Source organism: Campylobacter sp. BCW_4319 (assembly GCF_001764435.1).
Taxonomy (GTDB): domain Bacteria; phylum Campylobacterota; class Campylobacteria; order Campylobacterales; family Campylobacteraceae; genus Campylobacter_D; species Campylobacter_D jejuni.
Map to the genome: position 1 here is coordinate 182,441 of NZ_MKAQ01000017.1, position 22,144 is coordinate 204,584.

26 protein-coding genes are annotated in these 22,144 nt (G+C 31.5%); 3 read left to right on the forward strand and 23 right to left on the reverse strand.

What is annotated here, in order from left to right; translation table 11 throughout:
* Positions 1-33 precede the first annotated feature (33 nt).
* The 6 genes from copA to AJN56_RS06875 all read right to left on the reverse strand — a co-directional run bounded on the left by copA (position 34) and on the right by AJN56_RS06875 (position 4,942).
* The gene (gene copA / locus AJN56_RS06850) at positions 34-2,133 is read right to left on the reverse strand and encodes a copper-translocating P-type ATPase CopA (RefSeq protein ID WP_009882760.1); all 2,100 of its coding nucleotides are present in this window, start codon (positions 2,131-2,133) and stop codon (positions 34-36) included.
* Positions 2,133-2,327, reverse strand: coding sequence for a heavy-metal-associated domain-containing protein (locus AJN56_RS06855; protein WP_002856180.1), 195 nt, complete (start codon positions 2,325-2,327; stop codon positions 2,133-2,135). Before AJN56_RS06855 ends, copA begins: the two co-directional genes overlap by 1 nt.
* Entirely contained in the window at positions 2,317-3,267 is a 951-nt protein-coding gene (czcD, locus tag AJN56_RS06860; RefSeq protein WP_002856089.1) for a CDF family cation-efflux transporter CzcD, read from the reverse strand. Before czcD ends, AJN56_RS06855 begins: the two co-directional genes overlap by 11 nt.
* A gap of 74 nt (positions 3,268-3,341) precedes the next feature.
* On the reverse strand, positions 3,342-3,605 hold the full coding sequence (locus tag AJN56_RS06865) for a zf-TFIIB domain-containing protein (protein ID WP_002831611.1): 264 nt from the start codon (positions 3,603-3,605) through the stop codon (positions 3,342-3,344).
* A 69-nt stretch (positions 3,606-3,674) separates the two neighbouring features.
* A complete protein-coding gene (locus tag AJN56_RS06870; protein ID WP_002853757.1) occupies positions 3,675-4,169 on the reverse strand; it encodes a threonine/serine exporter family protein in 495 nt (164 codons plus the stop codon).
* Positions 4,166-4,942, reverse strand: a complete 777-nt coding sequence (locus AJN56_RS06875) for a threonine/serine exporter family protein (RefSeq protein WP_009882768.1) — start codon at positions 4,940-4,942, stop codon at positions 4,166-4,168. The genes AJN56_RS06870 and AJN56_RS06875 overlap by 4 nt, the downstream gene beginning before the upstream one ends.
* A gap of 67 nt (positions 4,943-5,009) precedes the next feature.
* On the opposite strand from AJN56_RS06875, the gene AJN56_RS06880 reads away from it, so the two are divergent.
* Complete coding sequence (locus AJN56_RS06880) at positions 5,010-5,936, forward strand: L-lactate dehydrogenase (RefSeq protein ID WP_070246480.1); 927 nt, start codon at positions 5,010-5,012, stop codon at positions 5,934-5,936.
* On the opposite strand, the gene AJN56_RS06885 is transcribed toward AJN56_RS06880, so the two are convergent.
* From AJN56_RS06885 to AJN56_RS06905, 5 genes are all read right to left on the reverse strand, one after another.
* Positions 5,933-6,535 (reverse strand): DedA family protein, encoded by a 603-nt coding sequence (locus AJN56_RS06885; protein ID WP_009882773.1) that lies wholly within the window; start codon positions 6,533-6,535, stop codon positions 5,933-5,935. The two genes, AJN56_RS06880 and AJN56_RS06885, sit on opposite strands and share 4 nt — an antisense overlap.
* 79 nt (positions 6,536-6,614) lie before the next feature.
* Positions 6,615-6,842 (reverse strand): hypothetical protein, encoded by a 228-nt coding sequence (locus tag AJN56_RS06890; RefSeq protein WP_002822505.1) that lies wholly within the window; start codon positions 6,840-6,842, stop codon positions 6,615-6,617.
* A gap of 10 nt (positions 6,843-6,852) precedes the next feature.
* Positions 6,853-8,253: a DUF3373 family protein gene (locus AJN56_RS06895; protein ID WP_009882781.1), complete on the reverse strand. Its 1,401-nt coding sequence runs from the start codon at positions 8,251-8,253 to the stop codon at positions 6,853-6,855.
* A 163-nt stretch (positions 8,254-8,416) separates the two neighbouring features.
* The gene (locus tag AJN56_RS06900) at positions 8,417-8,899 is read right to left on the reverse strand and encodes a peptidylprolyl isomerase (RefSeq protein ID WP_002822502.1); all 483 of its coding nucleotides are present in this window, start codon (positions 8,897-8,899) and stop codon (positions 8,417-8,419) included.
* 9 nt (positions 8,900-8,908) lie between these two features.
* Positions 8,909-9,616, reverse strand: coding sequence for a YebC/PmpR family DNA-binding transcriptional regulator (locus AJN56_RS06905; protein ID WP_002787769.1), 708 nt, complete (start codon positions 9,614-9,616; stop codon positions 8,909-8,911).
* A gap of 108 nt (positions 9,617-9,724) precedes the next feature.
* Between AJN56_RS06905 and AJN56_RS06910 the strand changes: the two genes are divergently transcribed.
* Together AJN56_RS06910 and AJN56_RS06915 are read left to right on the forward strand one after the other, a co-directional pair.
* A complete protein-coding gene (locus tag AJN56_RS06910) occupies positions 9,725-10,066 on the forward strand; it encodes a DMT family transporter (RefSeq protein WP_002831625.1) in 342 nt (113 codons plus the stop codon).
* The gene (locus AJN56_RS06915; protein ID WP_002777309.1) at positions 10,066-10,374 is read left to right on the forward strand and encodes a DMT family transporter; all 309 of its coding nucleotides are present in this window, start codon (positions 10,066-10,068) and stop codon (positions 10,372-10,374) included. Before AJN56_RS06910 ends, AJN56_RS06915 begins: the two co-directional genes overlap by 1 nt.
* A 17-nt stretch (positions 10,375-10,391) precedes the next feature.
* Here AJN56_RS06915 and argS read toward each other — a convergent pair whose 3' ends face one another.
* The 12 genes from argS to petA form a co-directional block, all read right to left on the reverse strand.
* A complete protein-coding gene (gene argS, locus AJN56_RS06920) occupies positions 10,392-11,984 on the reverse strand; it encodes an arginine--tRNA ligase (RefSeq protein ID WP_011812766.1) in 1,593 nt (530 codons plus the stop codon).
* A gap of 11 nt (positions 11,985-11,995) precedes the next feature.
* A complete protein-coding gene (locus AJN56_RS06925; RefSeq protein WP_002852866.1) occupies positions 11,996-12,235 on the reverse strand; it encodes a twin-arginine translocase TatA/TatE family subunit in 240 nt (79 codons plus the stop codon).
* 1 nt (position 12,236) lies between these two features.
* Positions 12,237-12,860 carry a guanylate kinase gene (gene gmk / locus AJN56_RS06930; RefSeq protein ID WP_002860253.1) on the reverse strand — a complete coding sequence of 208 codons (624 nt, stop codon included), beginning with the start codon at positions 12,858-12,860 and terminating at the stop codon, positions 12,237-12,239.
* The gene (locus tag AJN56_RS06935) at positions 12,857-14,485 is read right to left on the reverse strand and encodes a highly acidic protein (RefSeq protein WP_070294440.1); all 1,629 of its coding nucleotides are present in this window, start codon (positions 14,483-14,485) and stop codon (positions 12,857-12,859) included. The genes gmk and AJN56_RS06935 overlap by 4 nt, the downstream gene beginning before the upstream one ends.
* A gap of 56 nt (positions 14,486-14,541) precedes the next feature.
* Positions 14,542-15,309, reverse strand: coding sequence for a flagellar biosynthetic protein FliR (fliR, locus tag AJN56_RS06940; protein ID WP_002855878.1), 768 nt, complete (start codon positions 15,307-15,309; stop codon positions 14,542-14,544).
* Positions 15,296-15,931 carry an ABC transporter ATP-binding protein gene (locus AJN56_RS06945; protein ID WP_002852807.1) on the reverse strand — a complete coding sequence of 212 codons (636 nt, stop codon included), beginning with the start codon at positions 15,929-15,931 and terminating at the stop codon, positions 15,296-15,298. Before AJN56_RS06945 ends, fliR begins: the two co-directional genes overlap by 14 nt.
* Before the next feature lie 12 nt (positions 15,932-15,943).
* Complete coding sequence (tsf, locus tag AJN56_RS06950) at positions 15,944-17,017, reverse strand: translation elongation factor Ts (protein WP_002856144.1); 1,074 nt, start codon at positions 17,015-17,017, stop codon at positions 15,944-15,946.
* Entirely contained in the window at positions 17,017-17,808 is a 792-nt protein-coding gene (gene rpsB / locus AJN56_RS06955; RefSeq protein WP_002853455.1) for a 30S ribosomal protein S2, read from the reverse strand. Before rpsB ends, tsf begins: the two co-directional genes overlap by 1 nt.
* A 115-nt stretch (positions 17,809-17,923) precedes the next feature.
* Positions 17,924-19,087: an SAM-dependent methyltransferase gene (locus AJN56_RS06960; protein WP_009882805.1), complete on the reverse strand. Its 1,164-nt coding sequence runs from the start codon at positions 19,085-19,087 to the stop codon at positions 17,924-17,926.
* A gap of 127 nt (positions 19,088-19,214) precedes the next feature.
* Positions 19,215-20,339 (reverse strand): cytochrome c1, encoded by a 1,125-nt coding sequence (locus tag AJN56_RS06965; RefSeq protein WP_052806385.1) that lies wholly within the window; start codon positions 20,337-20,339, stop codon positions 19,215-19,217.
* The gene (locus AJN56_RS06970; RefSeq protein WP_002856614.1) at positions 20,336-21,586 is read right to left on the reverse strand and encodes a cytochrome b; all 1,251 of its coding nucleotides are present in this window, start codon (positions 21,584-21,586) and stop codon (positions 20,336-20,338) included. Before AJN56_RS06970 ends, AJN56_RS06965 begins: the two co-directional genes overlap by 4 nt.
* Before the next feature lies 1 nt (position 21,587).
* A complete protein-coding gene (petA, locus tag AJN56_RS06975) occupies positions 21,588-22,091 on the reverse strand; it encodes a ubiquinol-cytochrome c reductase iron-sulfur subunit (RefSeq protein ID WP_002852880.1) in 504 nt (167 codons plus the stop codon).
* Positions 22,092-22,144 lie beyond the last annotated feature (53 nt).

Below are 22,144 nucleotides of genomic sequence, written 5' to 3' on the forward strand. Positions count from 1 at the left end.
ATATATAATATATTATTAATAAAAATTAAATTTTTAAATTCTTTTAAGTCTTAAAGAATTAAACACTACAGTAATAGAACTAAAACACATTGCAAGTGCTGCTATATGAGGACTTAAAGTGATAAAAGGTACAAATCCTGCCGCGATAGGAATGCAAAGCACATTATAAATAAAAGCCCAAAAAAGATTTAGCTTAATAATACTGCGTGTTTTTTTAGCAAGTTTAAAACATTTAAAAATCGCCGATAAATCATCTTTTATCAAGATAAAATCTCCTGTTTTTTTTGCAAGTTCATTTGCTTTTGAAAAACTCATACTCACACTTGCAGCAGATAAAGCCGCCGCATCATTGATCCCATCTCCTACAAAAAGAGTTTTTTTAAATTTTTGAATGATTTGTAGTTTTTCTTCACTCTTAAGTTGAGCATAAAATTCGTCTATTTGTAATTCTTTGGCTATTTTTTCTACATTTTTTACATGATCGCCGCTTAAAATAAAAGTTTTAAGATTTTGCTTTTTTAAATTTAACACAAGCTCTTTGGCTCCATCTTTTAAAGCATTGCTTAACAAAACACCACCTAAACACTTTTTATTCTTAGCAAAATACACCCTAACATATTCTTTAAAAGTATCAAAAAAGACATCACTTTCTTTTGTGTCAATTTCATTTTCGTGCAAAAACTTCGCACTACCTGCGAGATAAATATCACTATCTTCTTTGTATTTTATGCCAGAACCCACAATCACTCTCCCTTCACCCTTTAAATCAAAAATTTGATCTTTATGTAAAGCCTTAGCTACAGGATGAGAGCTTAAACTTTCAATTTGACATAATTTATCAAAATCATCTTTAGAAAGATTGTGTTTAAAAATATTCAAATTTTCCTTTGTCAATGTACCCGTTTTATCAAAAAAAGCATACTTGACTAAGGCTAATTTTTCTAAAGCGGCAGGATTTTTAATAAGAATGAAATTTTTTGCCGCATTTGCACTTGCCACAACCAAAGCTATAGGCGTTGCAAGACCTAAAGCACAAGGACAAGAGATCAAAAGCACAGCACAAGAGTGTAAAAAAGCTGTATTCAAATCTGCTTTTAGAACCCAAAAAACAAAAACTAAAAAAGCAAAAAATATTATACCCCCTACAAAGTATTTAGAAATTTGATCTGCTAAATTTGCCAAAGGACTTTTGATATTTCCTGCTTCAAAAACTAGATTTTTGATTTGTTCTAAAGTACTATCCATAGCCTTTTTGTTTGCTTTGATCCTTAAAGCACCATTTAAAACTACTGCTCCTGCTTGAACTTCATCGCCTTCTTTTTTTAAAACAGGCAAAAACTCCCCATTTAAAAAACTCATATCAAGCTCTGCACTCCCTAAAAGCACTACTCCATCTGCAACAATGCTTTCTCCTTCTTTTACCAAAAGCACATCGCCACTTTTGACAAAAGAACTTGAAATTTCTTTGATACTTTCATCTTCAAGCAAAATTTTTGTCTTTTTTGTGTCTATATTTTCTAAAATTCTTTGATAATCTTGTGCTTTAAATTTAGCCTTACTTTCAAGATATTTTCCTAAAAGCACAAAAGAAATAATCATCATTGCACCGCTAAAATACAAATCTTCTTCTTTAAAAATTTTCAAATACACCAAAAAAGAATACACAAAAGCACTCAAAGTCCCCAAAGCTACAAGGGTGTTCATATCTAAATTTTTACTTTTAAGTCCTAAAAAAGCATGGGAAAAAAAGTCTCTCCCACAATAAAATATCCCAAAAAAACTCAAAGCCATTTGGATATTTTGCGAAAAAGAACTTTTAACAAACATTTCAAAATACATAATAATCACACTCAAAACTATACTTAAGAGCAAATTTTTTCTTAATTCTAAGTGTTTTTTTGCCTTGTATGCGTTCAAGCTTTGTTCATCTTCTAAAATTTCAAAGCCTAAATTTTGAATTTTTGCGATGATATCCTTGCGTTTTTCTTGATTTTCAAGTAAAAAAACCCCGCTAGAATTCACATAAGAAACACTAGCATCTTTAACACCGTCAATTTTTCTACAAGCTCTTTCTATAGCGTTAGAACAATTAACGCAAGTCATTTTGCCTATTTTTATACGCAATTCTTCCATTATAAACGCTCTACGATCTCAAAACCTAAATCTTGAAATTCTTTTGTAAAATTTGTTACTTGATTTTCTTCTAAATTTAAACTTAAAATTTTTTGATCCAAATCCACTTCTATATTTCCAAATTCATCTTCAAGAGAATTTTTGATCAAATTTACACAATTCATGCAATTAACATTTTTTACTTTAAATTTCATTTTCACTCCTTATAGGTTGTATGGTAATGTGCCCGATTTCAAATTCATGTAGTAATTTATGGGATAAATCCTGAGATAGTTTTTCAAATTCCTTTAGATCGCAAACTCTTACTTTTAAATGCATGGAAGCTACTAACATTTTATTGGTAATTTGAGTAATATGCAAATCCACCACCTCATCCACACTAGGATTTAAAAGCAAAACTTGTCTTACTTTTTCTATATCCACAGGAGAACTTTCAAGCAAGACATTAGCACTTTGTTTAAGCAAGATAATCGCCCATTTTAAAAGCAAGATTGATAATACAATAGCTAAAATCGTATCTATATAAACAATACCACTAAAATACACCACTATCCCACCTATAATAACCGCTAAAGAACCCAATAAATCACTCATCATATGCAAAAAAGCGGACTTCATATTGACATTTTCTAAATTTGCACCCTTAAACATCATCAAAGCATTAATCCCATTTACCAAAAAGCCCAAAATAGCTACAATTATCATGGTTTTAGCGTCAATTTCTTTTGGATTAATAAATTTTTCTATAGCCTCATAAATGATAAATAAAGCCGATAAAATAATGGTTAGAGCATTGATAAAAGCCACTAAAACTTCAAGACGAAAATACCCAAAGGTCTTTTGATGATCTTGCCATTTTTCTACGGCTATAATGGCTAAAAAACTAAGAGCTAGGGCAAAAACATCAGAAAACATATGCAAAGTATCACTTAAAAGCGCCAAAGAATTTGAAAGGATTGAATAAATAAATTGCACAAGCATCATAGAAAAAGTCATTAAAAGAGAAATTTTTAAAATCTTTTTATCCATACTCCTTGCATCAGCATGGGAATGATGATGTTCATGAGAATGTTCTTCGTGATTATGATGACAAGATTTGTTAGCTAAAGGCTCGTGTGATAAAAATTTATACATCTTATATCCTTTTTGCTTGACATTTTAAGATATTAAGCTAAAAAGGATATAAATATTTGTTATTTTTATAAAAATTAAAAGTCAAAAAGCTCGCCTAGCCAACTTTCTTTCTTTTTCTTTTTATAGTAATCATTATGCTGATGATAAGCTGAGTCATTATATCTTGACTCTTGTCTTGGAGCTTGGTTAAAATTTGCTGTATTAGGGACACTGCGTTCTATGATTTTGTCAAGCTCTCCACGATCAAGCCAAACGCCACGACACTTTGGACAATAATCAATCTCAACTCCACTCCTATCACTCATAACCAAATCCACATTACAAACTGGACATAACATACAATACCTTTTTTTAAATTTTTGATTTAAAATTATAAAAAGAAATATTAAACAAATTTGCAACAAGTTTTAATGTTTTTTTGCATGTCTAGTCATCATAAAACTTTGTTCAAAAAATATAAGCAAAGTAACACTCACTCCTATAGCTAGAGCCAAAGTCACAGAAACAGTTGTAAAAAAATAATCAAAAAATTGAACCAAAAATTCAGACTTAGCCTTCAAATCATCACTGCGTATAAAAGAAATAAGATACAAAATCGCTTTATAAGCATAAATTCCAGGTATCATAGGAATAAGAGCAGGAAAAGCGATAATTTCAGCAGGGGTTTTGATGATTTTTGCTAAAGCAATTCCTAAACATCCTATACAAAATGAAGCAACAAAAGTTGCGATTGCTAAAGTTTGAAAATGAAAATATTCCACCAAAGTAAAACGAAGCCCATGTGCAATTGCCGCTAAAAGAGCAGATAAAATAAGGGTTTTTAAGGGTGGATTACAAGCATAAGCAAAGCCAAATCCCGCCACAGCAGCAAAAAACATATCTCTTAAAATAAATTCAATCATCTTAAAATCCCAAAATCCGAAATACTAAGCGTCATGTAAATTCCAAGTGCTATACAACAAATCAAAATAGCCACGCTGATAATACGGCTAAGTCCCATTAAAATATGATCTTTTAATATATCAATCACAGAATTTATAAAAAATACCCCTGGTATAAGATACAAGATACTAGAACCCAAAGCCACATCAGAAGTATTGGTATATCCCATATCCAGTCCAAAAAATACAAACCACGATGAGATAAAAGAACAAAGGATGTATTGAATTCTTAAATCAATCTTTGCTTTAGTTAAAATATATCTTAATAACAATCCCACAAAAGTTGCAAAAAACACCAAATTTCCAGCACCAAAATCACCACCAAAAAGCCTGCAAAAAGCTGAATTTGCCATAGAAACAAATAAAAGATTAAGCAAATAAGAATGCTTTTTTTGTTGAGAAATTTGCTCAAAAACGACTTTTGCTTTTTCAAGATCGTATTTGTGATCATACATAGCCCAGCTTAAAGCACTTAAATCAAAAATAAGTTTAAAATTAACATGGGCATGATGATTGGGTATAACATAAGTTCTTTGAATGGAGTTATCATCCATATCTACAACATTTAAAGTGATATGATGAAAAAAGAAATTGATATTTATCTCATAGCCATAAACCTCAGCTATTCTTCCTACGCATTTTGCCACCCTAGCTGTATAAGTTCCAGCACCTAGCAAAGTTTTAGTATATACGATTAAAAAATTAGTTAATCTTTGTATATCAGGTTTTTCCATTATTTTAATAATCTTTGATTGAATTTGTTATAATTATAGCAAATTTTAAAATAAATAAGGAGAAAAAATGGCAAAAATCGGTATAGTTGGTTTAGGTTATGTAGGAGCTGCTAGTGCTTATAGCATAGTTACTCAAGGAATTTGTTCAGAACTTTACTTATATGATATAAAACAAGATTTAGCTCTAGCTCATGCAAGAGATTTGGAAGATATGTCAGCCATTCATTTTTCTTATACAAAAATTTTTCATGTGTCAAATTTAGAAAATTTAGCTTCTTGCGATATTATCATTTTAGCTTTTAGAAAAGAAAGCTTAAAAGAATTACCTAGTCGCTTAGTAGAACTTCAAAACAATATCCTCGAACTTAAAGACATTGTCTTAACCTTAAAAAATGCTAATTTTAAAGGCAAATACATTGTCGCAACAAATCCAAATGACACCATAACTTACTACACTCAAGTATTAAGCCAATTACCTAAAAATCATGTTTTTGGTAGTGGAACAAATTTAGATAGTTCAAGACTTAAGAAATTTTTAGCCAAAGATTTAAACATAAATTCAAAAGATATTTTTGCTTGTATGATTGGTGAACATGGAGATTCTCAGTTTGTAGCACTTTCTAATGCAAGCGTTTTAGGACAAAATTTATTAGATTTTTACAAGCAAAAATTAGGCAAAGATTTAGACATACAAGAACTCGAAAAAGCCGTGATTAGCGAAGGATATTTCATCTATGAACGCAAAGGAAGAACAGAATTTGGCATAGGAACTTCTTGTGCAAATTTGGCCAAAGCCATCCTAGAAGATAGAAAAAGTTTACATCCTGTAAGTGTGGTTTTTGATGATATAGCTTTTTCAATGCCCGCTATCATAGGAAAAGATGGTATAGAAAAGGTTTTTGAATTAAAATTCAATGAAAAAGAAAAAATAAAATTAGAAAATTCAAAACAACAAATCAAAAACGCTATACAAAGCGTAAAAGATAAAATTTAAGCCTTTTTAAAAGGCTTTTTGATTTTGATATAAATTAAACTTGCTAAAATCACAAAAACAATTATAATGATTAAAATTTGAGTTAAATAAGTTTTAATCAACTCTTCATTTTGTCCTATATAATAACCCAAAAATACAAGTATAGCCACCCAAATAGCACTACCAAGTGCAGTAAAAAGTATAAAATTTACAAGTTTCATTTTTACCAAACCTGCAGGCATAGAGATGTACTGACGAATCCCTGGTAAAAGACGACAAGTAAAGGTTGAAAATTCCCCGTGTTTGTTAAAAAATTCTTCAAATTTAGCAAATTTGGCTTCGTTTATACCAAAATATTTACCCCATTTTAATACAAAATTTTTACCCCAAAAAAAGCAAATATAGTAATTAATCAAAGCCCCTAAAACAGAACCTAAAGTCCCACTAAGTATACAAAGAGTGATATCAAGTTCGCCTTTATGTGCCAAATATCCGGCAGGTATCATAACAACTTCACTTGGAAAAGGTATAAAACAACTCTCTAAGGTCATTAAGATAATAATACCCAAATACCCCCAAGCACTAGCCGTCTCAACAACAAAAGAAATGATTTCTTGCATATTAGCCTTATTTGAAGAAAATTTTAAAAAATTGTAGCTTAAAAGATTAAACAGTAAAAAGCGGTTTTACACCGCTTTTTTATTTACCTGCAACCGAAACTTGATTTGGATTGTCCGCTGCACGAGCGATCATGCACTCTTTTAAAACAGCAGCATCAGCTGGATCGCTAACTTTTTTATTAATCCAGCGTTCAACTTGTTTCATTGTTTTTGACTCTGGCTCTGGAGCTTCGTATTTTGCCATCAAACTTGCACAATCAGCCAAAGCAATGATAGGTAATAAACTTGCAAAAAGTATTTTTCTCATCTTTTGCTCCTTAGAATTTTACATTATACATTAACATGATATTATCAGCTCTTGCTTTATCTTTTTTCGCTCCACCAAATGGTATACCACGATTACCCCAAATATTTTGGATATTAGTATAGCTTAAGCGTAAGAATTGATATCTATCGAGTTGATAAATCACATAAAAATCATGTGCTGTTCCTCTTGTCATTCTTATATTAAGTGGATCATTAATACTTGGACGGCTCATAGTATACCAGTATCTACTTCCCCAGAAGAACTCATACCCCACTTTTAAAGCCTTAGTAAAATCATAACGTCCACCTACATGCACAGCATAACCATCTTTTTCATTAAATTCCAATTGAGATTGCGCAACAGGATTTGCACTTAGAGTATGCGCATTTGCTCCGTTAGAATACCCTAAAGATACAAAATAATTAAAATTTGTACCAAAAGCATTATAGTTTTCAAAATGAATATTTGCTAAAGTTAAATCTCCAAGATTATAAACACCTTGATTTAGAATAGAAGGAATACTAGGCAATGGTAATGCAAAATCAGTCATATGAGCCACATTGAAGATAATAAGATTATCTCCCATACCTTCTATAGGAAGCTCTCCTTCTACTGCAGCATAGTAAAGATTTGCATCAGCATCTTTTTGATCGCTCATCCAGTCTCTTACCTTGCCTTCTTCATCCCATTGATAAGTTTTACCATAAGCTGCACGGATAGCCACCTTATGATCTTGCAAACTTTCAGGTTTATAAGTGATCACTGCTGCATCACCTAGAGCATTGATTGCTAAGGCTGGATAAGTTGATTGTCTTAAAGCATTGTTTCTAAGATTACTTCCTGGGCCATCGGTTCCTGGCTGTCTTCCTATGGTTGCAATCCACTCAGGTGTGATATAGTAGTCAAGATAAGCTCTATCTACATAAAGCACAGGCCCGCTTGATCTTGTGTTTCTTCCTGCATCTAGGTCATAAGGGCTTCCACTCCAATCCATTTGAGACCAGTTTTTAGCCATAGATAAACGACCATAGAATTTGGTTTTATCATTAATATCAGCATTCATATTTAAATGAAGCTCATTCATCCATTTGTTATTAGCACTATAATCTTGTCCGCTAACTTTATAGTTTGTATTTGAAACCGCTGTTGAAAACTCAAGTCCAAATTTAACCTTGCTTAAAGCAGCTTGAAATTCTGTTTCATCGGCTCTATCATTAAGATCAGCAAGTTCAGCTTTTACAGCTTCATTTTGCTTAGCTTGAGCTTCTCTTTCTTTTCTGATTTGTGCAAGTTCAGCTTGAATTTGTGCAAGCTGTTTTTGAAGCTTGGTTATCTCATCATCTGCATTTTTAGCAAAAAGTGAAGATGAAAGAAGACAAGCACTTAAAATAAGTGAAAACTTAGTTTTCATAATCATAACTCCTTGTAGTTTTGTTACATTTAGTAAATTAAAATTGTGATTATAGAAAAAAAAGTTTAAAAAAAAATTATACATTAATTATTTTTAGCTAGTCAAATTTATGACTAGCTTTGTAAATATTGTAGTTTCAAAAAAGTTTTAAAATTTTAAATTTTTAAATTTTATCGCAAATTTTTATGTCTAAAATTTTATCTCCTTGGCGTATGGAGTCCAAAACTTCTAAACTTTCTTCATCTTTTGGATCAATTTGCCCAAAAACAGTATGAACTCCATCTAAATGAGCTTGAGGGCTGTGACAAATGAAAAATTGAGAACCACCCGTATCGCGTCCTGCGTGTGCCATAGATAAGGTTCCACGCTCATGCTTATGCTCTTGATCATCACATTCGCAAATGATTTCATATCCAGGCCCACCTACACCATTGCCGTGTGGACAACCTCCTTGTATGACAAAATTTGGGATCACACGATGAAAATTTAAATCTTTATAAAACCCTTCATTAGCCAAAGTAGCAAAATTACAAACCGTTTGTGGAGCCTCATCGCCAAAAAGTTTTAATTTCATTGTGCCTTTTTCAGTTTCTATAAGAGCAAATTTGTATTCATTTACTTTGCTTGTGTCGATTGTTTTTATCATTATTTCTCCTTAATCTATATTTGTATAAACAGCTTGAACATCATCATCATCTTCTAACTTATCTAAAAGTTTTTCTATATCGCTAAGCTGTTCTTCGCTAAAGCTTACAGGATTGTTTGGTATATACTCAAGTCCTGCTTTTTTAAGAACTAAACCCTTAGTCTCTATAGCAGAACTTAGCTCACCAAAGGCAGTATAATCACCGCTAATTACTAACTCTTCTTCATTTTGTTCTAATTCTTCAAGCCCTGCATCGATCAAATCAAGTTCTAATTCTTCTAAATCTCCTGCAAATTTTTCAAGATGAAAAACCGCTTTTCTAGTAAACATAAAGCCTAAAGATCCATTTTGTAAAACTTCTCCACCATTTTTGCTAAAAATGGCTTTAACATTAGCCACGGTGCGCGTAGGGTTATCGCTCATACATTCAACTATAACCAAAGCTCCATGTGCAGCTTTTCCTTCATAATGAATGTTTTTAATATCTGCGCTATCTTTTCCACTCGCACGCTTAATAGCCGCATCTATATTATCTTTTGGCATATTATTTGCTTTTGCTGTGGCTATAGCACTTCTTAATTTTGGATTCATATCAGGATCAGTGCCACCTTCTTTAGCAGCTACTTGTATGGCTTTAGCAAGCTTAGGAAAAAGCTTACTCATTTTATCCCATCTAGCCTCTTTAGAAGCTCTTCGGTATTCAAACGCTCGTCCCATAAATTCTCACTTTCTTTAAAGATTTTTAAACTTAAAAGTATAAACTAAAAAGGCTAATTAAAGCTTTAAATGGTATGATTTTACCATTTATTTTTAGGGAGAAGCTTTTTGAATATCGCAAAAAAAGAACTTTTTGTTGCTTGGTTTTTCTTGATTACTGCTATTGTATTTGAAGTTTTAGGTACTAGTTTTTTAAAAATGGAAAATCAAATTTTAGGCTATATATTTATGGCTTTATTTATAGCTTTTTCTTATTTTTTTATGGGCAAGGCGATTAAAAAAATTCAAGTAGGCATAGCCTATGCTGTATGGGAACTTTTAGGGATTATTCTTATACTTTTAGTTTCTTTTATAGTTTTTAAAGAGAGTTTAACCTTAACTCAAATTCTAGGCATTGTTCTTTCTATCGTTGGAATTATCATGATTAACATAGGCGAGGTTAAAGAATAATGTATATTTTTATTATTGTTCTATCGGCATTGTTAGATATCGTAGCAAATTTATTGCTAAAAAAATCAGATGGTTTTAAGAATAAAATTTGGGGCTTAGCTGCGATTGTCAATGCTATACTTGCTTTTTTTCTACTTTCTTTTTCTTTAAAATATGTTCCTTTAAGCATAGCTTACTCAACTTGGGGTGCTATAGGCATCATAGGAACTTGTCTTGGTGGATGGATTTTATATAAAGAAAAATTAAACAAAATAGGAATTTTAGGTATCATTATCGTGATAATAGCAGTATTTTTACTAAACTATTAAAACAGCAAAATGCGGTTTTAATGTTCCATTTTGTTTTTTGCTTCAATACCCATTAAAGAAAATGCGGTTTTAATACTAAGAGCAACCAAAGAAAATAATTTAAGCAAATCATTTTCATTTGCAGAGCCTACAACTTTATTTTCATTGTAGAATTTATGAAAATTTGCAGCTAAATTTTTAAGATAATCAGGAATTTTTTGCAAAGCTCTAGCCTCAAAAGCATCGTTTAAAACAGCCTTTAAATTCAAAGCTTCAAAAAGCAAATTTACGCCATCTTGATTTAAACTTTGCAAATCAGCTTTCATTACATCATCGATTTTTTTACCAGCTTTAGCAAACACTTGATGAATTCTAGCGTGTGCATAGTTGATATAGTATACAGGATTAGAGCTATCTTCTTTTTGCAAATCACTAATATCAAATTCCAAATGAGTATCGCATTTTTTACTCAAAAAGATATAACGCAAAGCATCACTTCCTATCTCATCAACCACGTCGCTCATCAAGATAAAATTTCCTGCTCTTTTACTCATTTTATAAGGTTCTCCATCTTTAAGTAGGGAAACCATTTGTGCTAAAATAATCTCAAGATTATTAGAGTCAAATCCCAAAAATTCCATCGCAGCTTTCATTCTAGGGATATAACCATGATGATCTGCTCCCCAGATATTAATACACTTTCCATAACCACGACTCATTTTATCTTTATGATAAACAATATCTGCTGCCAAATAAGTCCCACGTCCATCTTCACGAATAATTACCCTATCTTTTTCATCGCCTTTTTGCGAAGAAGCAAGCCAAATTTTACCTTCTTGCTCGTAAATTCCTTTATGCTCTTTTAAAGATTCTAAAGTTGCATTTAAAGCATCATAATACGATCTTTCGCTTACATAGCTGTCAATTTTAATCTTTACTTGTTCTAAATTTTGTTTAATCAAAACAAGCATTTTATCTTTTGCCCAATCAGCCAAACTAGGGATATTTTCTTCGCTAAAAAATTCTTTACCAAATTTTTCAAAAGCTTCTTTTGCTAAATCCGCTATATACTCGCCTTTGTAATATTGCTCTGGATATTCAACGTTTTCATGAAGTATATTTTCTTTCACACTTAGTAAAATAGAAAGCCCTAGTAAATAAATTTGATTACCCGCATCATTGACATAGTATTCTGTATCGAATTTATAGCCCAAATGTCTTGCAAGTCTTGTTAAGGTGTCTCCAAAAACAGCGCCTCTTGCATGTCCTATGTGTAAAGGCCCAGTAGGATTTGCACTCACATATTCAAGCAAAAAACTTTCTTGTTTTTTTTCTCCTTTAGTAAAATCATTTGGATTTGTTAAAGCCTGATTTGCAAGTTCATTTAAAAAAGTTTTGGAAATTCTAAAATTTAAATACCCATTTACAGCTTCAACTAATTCAAAACAATCATGATTTTGAAATTTGCTCGCTAAGTCGCTAGCGATCAACATAGGGGATTTTTTTAATTCCTTAGCCAGTGAAAAAGCCAAAGGGGTAGCAAAATGTGCTAAATTTTTATCCTTTGGATTTTCAAGCGCAAAATCACACTCTAAAATCTTTTTAATTTCATTAAAAATAATACTTTTCAAAAGACTAAACCTTAAGCTTTTTTTGTTTCGTCTATACTTGCATCAGCATTTGTATTATTAGTTGTGTTTTTGTTTTCTTCTATTTTTTGAGTATTTTTTGCTACTTCATCATCATTATTCATTTCATCTTTAAAAGTTTTAATACCTTTGCCTAAACCCTTTGCAAGTTCTGGAATTTTTTTTGCTCCAAAAAGCAATACAACAATCAATAAAATAATCAACCAATGACTTGGACTTGACCAACCACCCATTTTATTCTCCTTCATTCCAAATATTCTGAATTTGCCCTAGATTCTGCCCTTTGGTTCTAAATTTATGGGCGATTAAAATCGCTCGCAATGCTTCATAACTTTGCTTCAACTCATCATTAATGATAAGATAATCATACTCGCTAAGCTCTTTCATTTCATCACTAGCGTTTTGTAATCTTTTTTCTAGTTGTATTATTGTATCAGTATTTCGCTTAATAAGTCTTTTTTTTAACTCATCTTTATTTTTTGTAGTAATAAAAACAGAAACAATCTTATCAGCCATTTTTTTTCTAGCTATTTTAAATCCTTGCACATCAATATCAAAAACAACTATTTTTCCATTATCTAAAGCATTTTGAGTGTGCTTTAAAGAAGTACCATAAAAATTTTCATGCACTCTAGCCCATTCTAAAAAATGATCACTATCTATACCTTTTTGAAATTCTTCATGGGATATAAAATGATAATGTATTCCATTTTTTTCACCCTCTCTTGGTTTGCGAGTTGTTGAAGAAATAGAAAAATAAAGCTCATCTTCAAATTCATCAAAAAGTTTTTTTAAAAGAGTTGATTTTCCAGCACCACTAGGACCTGAAATCAACAAAACAAAACCTTGCAATTTCAATCCTCTTTAAAACTAATGTTTATATTTATATTCATATTCATACCCTTAAGAGCAGCTTTTAAGGTATCATCTTTAATACTTGAAGTGATCGCTCCTGCTATGCTTTGGCTAAGCTCATTAACTATCTCTTCGCTATTATCATCTTTAGTTACATCACTTACTATAGGCTCTTCATTTTTTTCTAAGATTTCCTCTCCAAGAGCTTCTTGTATATCACTTTCTTTCAATGTATCAAAATCACTTATATTTAAATTTGGCACAACCACTTCCTCTTCATTTGTTCCTAATTCTTTATCGTCTAAAATTGGTTCATCTTTAAAATCTTCTAAGACCTTGCTACTATTGTCACTATCAATACCATAATCAAGCTCATCAAGTTGAGCTAGTTCTTCTTTGATTTGATCTTGAGTACTCAAATTTGAAGCAAAATCATCTATTTCATCTTGAATATCTTCTTCCACAACAGGAGCAAACTCCTCTAAATTTTCCTCTGATTCTTCATTATATTTTGCTTGACCTAAAAATTCAGCATCCTCAGGAAGATCATCAAAATCCATTTCTTTTTCTTGCTCTTCAACCTCAGGAAGATCATCAAAATCGCTTATATTAGCTTGTAATTCTTTATTATCTTCTAAATCTTCATCATTTTTATCATCTAGCTCATCTAAACTAGGCTCAGTATCCAAAGCTGTATGTTCTTGGCTTAAGTCTTCTTTTTCACTTTCGCCATCTTCTAAAGTTAAATCTAAATCAATTTGAGTGTCTTCTTGAGTCTGTTCTTTAATTGTTTCTTGTTCTAAATTGTCATGTTCTAAATTTTGAGTTTCTAAAGTTTTGTTTGCATTATCATCTTGAGATTCGCTAAGCTCTTCTTGCATTTCTAATGTATTTGTTTTAGAATCGTCTAATAATTCTTGCTTTTCTATTTCTTCATTTTTATCATCTTCTTTGATTTCTAAATCTTCATCATTTTTATCATCTAGCTCATCTAAACTAGGCTCAGTATCCAAAGCTGTATGTTCTTGGCTTAAGTCTTCTTTTTCACTTTCGCCATCTTCTAAAGTTAAATCTAAATCAATTTGAGTGTCTTCTTGAGTCTGTTCTTTAATTGTTTCATGTTCTAAATTTTGAGTTTCTAAAGTTTTGTTTGCATTATCATCTTGAGCATCATCATCAAAACTCAAATCTTCCATTCCCTCTGAATTTATATCTAAAGAATTTTCATCAGGCAAATCATCTAAATTTAAATTATCTAAATCCAAGCTTATATCAGCATAAGGATTTTCATCATTGCTTAACATTGGCAAATCAATAGATGTATGCTTGTTCGCATCTTTATTATTAAGTAAATTTAAAAAATCTGTAGGTAAAAAAGGTTTTTGTAAAATTTGCGCATCTATATCTTCTACATTTTGATTTCGCGGGGCTAAAAAAATCAATCTATCGCATTTTTCTTTAAGAATTTTTAAAGGTGCTGGAGTATCACTATCTACAACAATCACATCATAATTACCCAAATTTTCACTATAAGCATTAAGTTCTTCAAAATCATAAGACATTTTTTTAGCACTAAGGCTTACAAGTCTTGAAACTACAGGGTTTTCATTTAAAAGTAAAATTTTCATCACTTTAATCCTTAAAAAATAATCGCTATTTTACGATAATTTCATTTATCCTTTCCTTAGGAGAAAAAAAGAGTTTGCATATGAGTAAAAAGTTCTAAAATTAAATTTTTAAAATATTGCATCATAACTAGTAAAATAGCAATCAAAACTACAAAACCTAGAGCTATCTTTATAGGATAGCCAATAACTAAAAGATTAAATTGTGGCATTGTTTTCATCAAAAGTCCAAAAATAACATCGGCTAAAAGTGAAATTCCAAGTATAGGAAAGCTCATAGTAAAACCTATGATGAAAATATTAAACATACCCATATTTAAATAATGCATTAAATTCTCATGCGGATAAAATCCACCTAAACTAATATAACCCAAAGAATGACTTAAAAACAAAAGCATTAAATGATGGCCATCAAAAGCAAGAAAAAACATCAAAGCAAGTAAATTTAAAATTTGAGATGTGATAGGCATACTCGTTCCAGAACTTGGATCTAATATACTTGCCATAGTAAATCCCATAGTAAAAGCAATCTGCTCACCTGCCATCATAATAATAGCAAAAATAATTTGAAGCATTAATCCTGCTATCATTCCAAAAATCACTTCACTAATAAGCTGTAAAACAAAAAAACTATCTAAATGCAAAGATTCTAATCTAGCCAAAGGATATAAATACATAGTCAAAAATAAAACTATAGTACTTTTTATCACCATAGGAATAGAATTATGTGAAAAAAAAGGAAAAAAAACTATAAGACCACTCATTCTAGCAAGAAGCAACATAAAAGTTACAACATTTTTATCACCTAAATAATTAACAAATTCCATTGGCGTTTATAGTATAAGTTTTATCACAAAAACTTGCAAGCTTGCTATCGTGAGTTACAAAAAATAAAGCTGCATCATTTTCTTTAACATAGGAAATTAAAAGCTCGATAACATTTTTAGCATTATCAAAATCCAAATTTCCAGTTGCTTCATCAGCAAAAATAATCTTTGGTTTTTTACAAAGCACACGTGCGATACTCACACGCTGTTGTTGTCCGCCGCTAAGTTTTCCTATTTTTTGATGTAAAAGCGTATCAATACCTAACCTTTTTAAAATTTTCTCATCTAAATCTTGACCTGATAAAACACTAGCAAGTTCGATATTTTCTAAAGCCGAAAAACCTTTAAAAAGATAATGTGTCTGAAAAATAATACCAAAATCATAACGGCGAATTTTTAATCTTTCGTTTTCATCTATCTGATAAAGACTAGAACCTTTAAAAAAAACTTCACCTTTTTTTGGAATCAATAAAGAAGAAAGTATATGCAAAAGAGTAGATTTACCACAACCGCTACTCCCTTGAATAGCAATGCAATCTTTGGTATTTAAAGTAAGATTTAAACCCTCAAAAAGCGGATAATCAAAACTATGGCTTAAATTTTCCGCTCTTAAGAGTTCCATTTTTAACCGTTTTTAAAGTTGTGCAGCAACTTCAGCCGCAAAATCTTCAGTTTTCTTTTCTAAACCTTCGCCAACTTCAAAGCAAATAAATTCAACAATTTTAATTTTTCCACCAAATTCTTTTTCTTTTTCAGCGATCACTTGTTCTACAGTTTTTTTATCATCCATTACATAAAACTGACCCATTAAAGTAAGTTTGCTATCGAGTTGAGAATTATCGGCTATAAAGCTATTTATTTTGCCCGGGATAATATTGTCCCAAATTTTTTCAGGTTTACCTTGAGCTTTAAGTTCTTCTTTGATTTTTTCTTCAGCTTCTTTTAAAATTGCATCGCTTAATTGTTTGCGACTTGCAAATTGAGGAATTTTATGTTCAGGTTTATTTGGATCTTTAAGTCTACGTCTTTCTTCATTTTCTTTTTCAAGTTCAGCAACCAAGGCTTTGTATTCATTTTCAACAAAAGTCATATCCAAATCTTCATAACTTAAATAACTTGGTCTCATTGCTGCAATATGCATACAAATTTGTCTTAACAAATCTCTTGATTTTGAAGCCACTTCAGTGCTATCACAAGCTGCAGCGATCACAACGCCCACACGGCCATTTGTATGGATATAACCATTTACAACGCCGTTAGCACCTGCTTTTAAAGTTGCAAATCTTCTTACAACTAGGTTTTCTCCTATAGTTGCAATTTGACTTTTTAAATATTCTTCAAATTTTACACCATTAATCGTACTTGAGTGAAGTTCTTCTACACTTTGCAAGCTATTGCTTTGAATATGAGCTGTAGTGTCTTTTGTTAAAGCAATAAACTGATCATTTTTTGCCACAAAATCTGTTTCGGAATTAATCTCACTTACAGTTGCACTTGTAAAATCATCACTTACTTTTACACTTACTAAACCTTCTGCAGCAAGTCTATCTGCTTTTTTAGCAGCCTTACCTAAACCTTTTTCTCTTAAAAGTTGTACTGCTTTATCAAAATCTCCATTAGTTTCACTCAAAGCATTTTTACAATCCATCATCCCCGCGCCTGTACTTTCGCGGAGTTCTTTTACCATTGCAGCAGTAATTTCAGCCATTATTCTTGCTCCTCACCGAAGTCTTCTTCGCTCATCGCTTCATCTAAAACTTCTTTTTTCTCTTCATCGGTAATTTCTTTTTCTTCATTTGCCAAAGCTTCACCATCTTGTTCTCTTAAAGCTTTTCCTTCATTAATCGCTTCAGCCATTTCTTGGCAGAAAAGTTGCACTGAACGAATTGCATCATCATTTCCTGGAATAGGATAAGTTACCAAATCAGGATCGCAGTTTGTATCTAGTGGAGCTACAACAGGAATTCTTAATCTATTTGCTTCTTGAACAGCTATTTTTTCTTTTACTGTGTCAATAACAAAGATCATATCAGGTTGAGTTTTCATATAACGAATTCCACCTAAATAAGCTAATAATTTTTCTTTTTTTCTTGTAAGCATTAAAGCCTCTTTTTTAGTTAAAAGCTTAATACTTCCATCTTCTTCCATTTTTTCAATTACTTCTAATTTTCTAATTGATTGGCGAATAGTACCAAAATTTGTCATCATACCGCCAAGCCATCTATGATTTACATAAGGCATACCGCATTTTTCAGCGTATTCTTTAATCGCTCCACCTGCTTGTTTTTTTGTTCCAACAAAAAGTATAGTTTTTCCTTCAGCGGCAGCGTCACGAACGATATTATAGGTATATCTAAAATATCTTAAAGTTTTTTGCAAATCAATTACATAAATACCTTTTCTCTCGCCAAAAATGAATTTTTTCATCTTTGGATTCCAGCGTCTTGTTTGGTGTCCAAAATGCACACCGCATTCTAATAAATCTCTCATACTAACCATGAGTTTCTCCTTATAAATTTAGCTTTATTCCTCCACATCCCTTAATTTACACAAGCTAAAAAGGATTGATGCGTGTGAAATGAAGCTAATATTTTATCAAATTTAAGTTTAGTTTTTACTTATATATGTAGTCCTTGGTAAGGCTTAGATTATTATTGATTTCTTTTGTGATTAAAAATTGGAACAAATCCACGCTTCCAACACGAAAAGCAGAGGCACAAGAACGAAGGTATAAATCCCACATTCTTATAAACTCTTCATCATATTTTTCCCTTACCTTGTCCGATACTTTGTTAAAATTTTCATCCCATAAATCTAAAGTTTTTGCATAGTGCATTCTTAAACTTTCTGCTAAAAGAAGATGAAAATCCCACTCACTCATAGCACTTACAACCTCTCTTAAAGAAGGTAAATATCCTCCTGGAAAAATATATTTATCTATCCAAGCATTTGTTTTTCCTTCAAACATGGCTAAAATAGAATGTAAAAGCATAGAACCTCCAGGTTTTAACACTTGTTTTACTTTCATGAAATAAAGTCCTAAATTCTCTTTGCCTACATGTTCAAACATACCCACAGAAACAACTTTATCAAAATAATTTTCAAATTCTAAATCTTGATAATTTTGAAGTCTTATTTCTATTTTATCTTCAAGACCAAGTTCTTTTACTCTTTCCTTAGCTTTTTTACACTGCTCCTCTGAAATAGTAATTCCAACAACCTTAACTCCATACTTTTGAGCCGCCATAATAGAAAGCCAACCCCAGCCACAACCTATATCTAAAAGCTTTTCTCCTTCTTTTAAATCAAGTTTTTTAAGGGTATGTTCTATTTTGTTAATTTGAGCTTCATAAAGAGTATTATTAGGCTCTTTAAAATAAGCGCAAGAATAGCTCATAGTATCATCAAGCCAAAGCTTATAAAAATCATTACCTATATCATAATGACTTTTGATATTTTTACTTTCCTGTTTTTGGGCTATTTTACTCAAGATATCCTCTGTATTTTTTAAAAAACGCTTATTTGAAAAATAATACAAAACTTTAGCTATTTCATCATAATCACCTTCTATTTCTAGTTTAGACTCCATATAATGTTTTGCAAAAACTAAACTCGTATCACTAAATAATTTTAAAAAAGGTATTTTTTCTTTGAAAATTAAAGAAAATTTAGCAGGCTGATTACCCACATGAAATTCTTCTTGATCCCAAAATACAATTCTAAAATTTCCATAATTCCATTTTGAAAGAATAAATTTAATCATTTGTTTTTCAAGCATGACATACTCCAACTAATAAAAATTATTATTTGATAGTATCTCTTAATTATGTTTAAAATTTGATAAAATTGAAGAAAAGATAGAATTTTTGCCACAGATATAAAATAGTGGCAAAAATTTTATAATACTAATGTAATTTAGACCAAACAGAACGCTTCCAACCTATAGCAAAAATACTTAAAATTACAAAGAATATCATTACATAAATTCCTGTAGTTTTTCTTTCTTCTTTTTTGCTATCACCCACTTGATCAATATAAGATACAACCTTAGCCTGTGCAGCTTCTGTTAAACCTACTCTTGGCATAGCGGTTCCTGGAAGAAGTTTTTGAGTATTATTAATAAAATCATGTAAATATTGCTCACCACGAGATCTTATCATCATAGAAAGATCAGGCGGAACAGAACCTAAATAAGTTTTTAAATCATTTTGATTTGATGGAGTAAAAAAGCTATCGTATTTCATATCATGACAACGTCCGCAAGCCTCAATAAAAGTTGCTTTATCTTTAGCAAATTTTATATCTTTTTCCATTAAAGCCACTCTTTGAGCACTATTTTCCATTTTAGCATATTTTGCCTCAACATCTTTCTTAATAGTAGCATCTTCATTGGCTTCAAATTTAACACTCACATCTTTAAGATAAGCAATTACATTGGCTATATTTGCATTTGTAGCTTCTTCACTTTCTCCTGAAGTATCTTTATTGTAAGCTGTCATAATAAAAGCATCACCAAATTTATGATCTACTTTTAAAGCAAGCGCAGGATGCATAATCAAAGCTGCTAAAAATTTTTCATCAAAAATAGCACCAGCTGCACTAAGATCAGGTGGTATTACTCCCATAGAAGAATCAGTAATATTAGCTGCTATTCCATCTTCTTTTATACCATGACATGCAAAACAGTTATTTTCAAAAAATTCTTTACCTTTTTTTGCATCACCCTTAACAAAATCGATCTTTGCAACATCTGCCCAAAGTGTTTCAACCTTGCTTAATTCTTCTTTTGCTTTTTCAAGTTCTTTGTTTGCACTCTCTATTCTTTTAGCATCTCCTGAAGCTTGTGCATCTTTTAGAGCTAATTCTTTGGCTTCAACTATACCTTTTGCAAAAGTAGTATCTTCAACAGCAAAATCAAAATTTGCAGGAGTAACATGAGGTTTCATCACTGAATGAGCATAAGGCTCTACCCCCCAATATACAAGTGCAGTAAAAACCACTACAACTAAAAATATTTTTATTTCTCTCATTGTTTAGCTCCTTTTCTCTCCATAATAGTAATAACCGGTAAAACTACAATAAGTAAAAGTAAAAATACTATAGAAGCATAAAATCCTATCCAAGCATTTACACCTGTTGGAGGTAATTTTCCATAAACTGTTAAAACAATTAAATCGATAAGCAATATCCAAAACCAAATGAAAAATAAAGGTCTTTCATGAGCTGGTTTTACCACATCACTTCTATCAAGCCAAGGAAGCAAGAAGAAAATCACTTGAGCAATACCAAATGCAGCCAAACCTATATCAAAAGCTTTAATACCTGCAATATCAAAGAAAAATCCTCTTAAAACTTCATAACTCCATAAGAAATACCACTCAGGATAAATATGAGCTGGTGTTTTAAGCGCATTAGCTGGATCAAAATTAATTGGATCCATTGCAAATTCAAATTTAAAACAGACCAAATAAAAGAAGAAAATCATAAAAAAGCTTATATACATAAAATCTTTTGATAAAAATCCTGGCCAAAAAGGAATCACTTTAGAACCCTTTGTGTCACCTGCCATGTATTTTTCAGCCTCTAAATCAAAGTCAAGTTCTTCAGAAATTTCATTATTAACATGAGGAATTCTTAAAGAATAGAAGTGAAATGCTATAATAGCAATGATAACTATAGGAAGCAAGCACACATGAAGCATAAAAAATCTTGTTAAAGTTGGATCAGAAACCGCATAATCTCCACGAATCCAAATCACAAGCTCAGGGCCAATAAATGGTATCCCTCCAAAAAGATTAGTGATTACTTGAGCTGCCCAATAACTCATTTGTCCCCAAGGAAGCATATACCCACTAAAAGCTTCAGCAGAAAATACAACAAACAAAAGCATACCGCTAACCCAAATCATCTCACGACCTTTTTTATAAGAACCGTAATAAATTCCTGTTAGCATATGTATGTATATAATCAAAAATACAACAGAAGCGGCAACACCATGCATGTGACGCCAAAGCCATCCATAGTCCACCTCTTGCATAATAGTCTTATTCACACTATCAAAAGCAAGTGCAGTATCTGGTTTATAATACATCACAAGTAAAAGTCCTGTAACAAAAAGCACTGCAAAAAGAGTGGTTAAAATAACCCCCATTGCCCAAAGAAAGTTAATTTGCTTTGGTATCCAATACTTTACCATTAAAACATCAAGCAGTTTATGTACCGCAAGTCTTTGATCAAGCCAATCTACAAGACCATTAGCTTTTCTAATTTGTGCCATCTTAAGCCTCCGCTATCATTTTTTTATATTCAGGACCCTCTTCACCTAAAACAAGCTTGGTTCCATCAATTTTAAAAGGAGGAATTTCAAGAGGCTTTGGAGGAGGTCCAAAGACATTTTTTCCACTTGTGTCAAATTCTCCACCATGACAGGCGCATTTAAACAATTGCTCACTTGGTTGGTAAGCAGGTATACAACCCAAATGCGTACAAAGTCCTATAACCACAGTATAAGCTGCGTTATCTACCACAACATCACGTTTTTCATCTTTTGGCATACTCGCATCTTTTTTTAATATAAAAATAGGCTTTTTACGCCATTCTATAGTTCTAAGCTCTCCATCTTGCATTCCTGATAAATCTACTGTAGTAAAACCTGCAGCTTTAACACTTGGAAGCGGATCCCAAGTTTTTTTCATCGCAACAAGTGAGAAAACACCGCCTACAGCAGCTACGCTTCCAAATGCAAAGCCCATAAAGCTTCGTCTACTCTCAGATGTAGCCATAACTTGCTCCTTTCGATTTTATTTTTTAACCAAGTTAAAAGTTTATCGAAATT

What these genes read in the sequence shown, in the direction of transcription:
- AJN56_RS06865 (WP_002831611.1), bottom strand. Translation starts at nt 3,605, where the DNA reads ATGTTATGTCCAGTTTGTAATGTGGATTTGGTTATGAGTGATAGGAGT.
- AJN56_RS06945 (WP_002852807.1), bottom strand. Translation starts at nt 15,931, where the DNA reads ATGGAACTCTTAAGAGCGGAAAATTTAAGCCATAGTTTTGATTATCCG.
- AJN56_RS06970 (WP_002856614.1), bottom strand. Translation starts at nt 21,586, where the DNA reads ATGGCACAAATTAGAAAAGCTAATGGTCTTGTAGATTGGCTTGATCAA.
- AJN56_RS06925 (WP_002852866.1), bottom strand. Translation starts at nt 12,235, where the DNA reads ATGGGTGGTTGGTCAAGTCCAAGTCATTGGTTGATTATTTTATTGATT.
- AJN56_RS06875 (WP_009882768.1), bottom strand. Translation starts at nt 4,942, where the DNA reads ATGGAAAAACCTGATATACAAAGATTAACTAATTTTTTAATCGTATAT.
- AJN56_RS06870 (WP_002853757.1), bottom strand. Translation starts at nt 4,169, where the DNA reads ATGATTGAATTTATTTTAAGAGATATGTTTTTTGCTGCTGTGGCGGGA.
- copA (WP_009882760.1), bottom strand. Translation starts at nt 2,133, where the DNA reads ATGGAAGAATTGCGTATAAAAATAGGCAAAATGACTTGCGTTAATTGT.
- AJN56_RS06965 (WP_052806385.1), bottom strand. Translation starts at nt 20,339, where the DNA reads ATGAGAGAAATAAAAATATTTTTAGTTGTAGTGGTTTTTACTGCACTT.
- tsf (WP_002856144.1), bottom strand. Translation starts at nt 17,017, where the DNA reads ATGGCTGAAATTACTGCTGCAATGGTAAAAGAACTCCGCGAAAGTACA.
- AJN56_RS06905 (WP_002787769.1), bottom strand. Translation starts at nt 9,616, where the DNA reads ATGGGACGAGCGTTTGAATACCGAAGAGCTTCTAAAGAGGCTAGATGG.
- rpsB (WP_002853455.1), bottom strand. Translation starts at nt 17,808, where the DNA reads ATGGTTAGTATGAGAGATTTATTAGAATGCGGTGTGCATTTTGGACAC.
- AJN56_RS06880 (WP_070246480.1), top strand. Translation starts at nt 5,010, where the DNA reads ATGGCAAAAATCGGTATAGTTGGTTTAGGTTATGTAGGAGCTGCTAGT.
- czcD (WP_002856089.1), bottom strand. Translation starts at nt 3,267, where the DNA reads ATGTATAAATTTTTATCACACGAGCCTTTAGCTAACAAATCTTGTCAT.
- AJN56_RS06935 (WP_070294440.1), bottom strand. Translation starts at nt 14,485, where the DNA reads ATGAAAATTTTACTTTTAAATGAAAACCCTGTAGTTTCAAGACTTGTA.
- AJN56_RS06855 (WP_002856180.1), bottom strand. Translation starts at nt 2,327, where the DNA reads ATGAAATTTAAAGTAAAAAATGTTAATTGCATGAATTGTGTAAATTTG.
- AJN56_RS06960 (WP_009882805.1), bottom strand. Translation starts at nt 19,087, where the DNA reads ATGCTTGAAAAACAAATGATTAAATTTATTCTTTCAAAATGGAATTAT.
- petA (WP_002852880.1), bottom strand. Translation starts at nt 22,091, where the DNA reads ATGGCTACATCTGAGAGTAGACGAAGCTTTATGGGCTTTGCATTTGGA.
- AJN56_RS06915 (WP_002777309.1), top strand. Translation starts at nt 10,066, where the DNA reads ATGTATATTTTTATTATTGTTCTATCGGCATTGTTAGATATCGTAGCA.
- AJN56_RS06885 (WP_009882773.1), bottom strand. Translation starts at nt 6,535, where the DNA reads ATGCAAGAAATCATTTCTTTTGTTGTTGAGACGGCTAGTGCTTGGGGG.
- AJN56_RS06900 (WP_002822502.1), bottom strand. Translation starts at nt 8,899, where the DNA reads ATGATAAAAACAATCGACACAAGCAAAGTAAATGAATACAAATTTGCT.
- AJN56_RS06895 (WP_009882781.1), bottom strand. Translation starts at nt 8,253, where the DNA reads ATGAAAACTAAGTTTTCACTTATTTTAAGTGCTTGTCTTCTTTCATCT.
- AJN56_RS06890 (WP_002822505.1), bottom strand. Translation starts at nt 6,842, where the DNA reads ATGAGAAAAATACTTTTTGCAAGTTTATTACCTATCATTGCTTTGGCT.
- fliR (WP_002855878.1), bottom strand. Translation starts at nt 15,309, where the DNA reads ATGGAATTTGTTAATTATTTAGGTGATAAAAATGTTGTAACTTTTATG.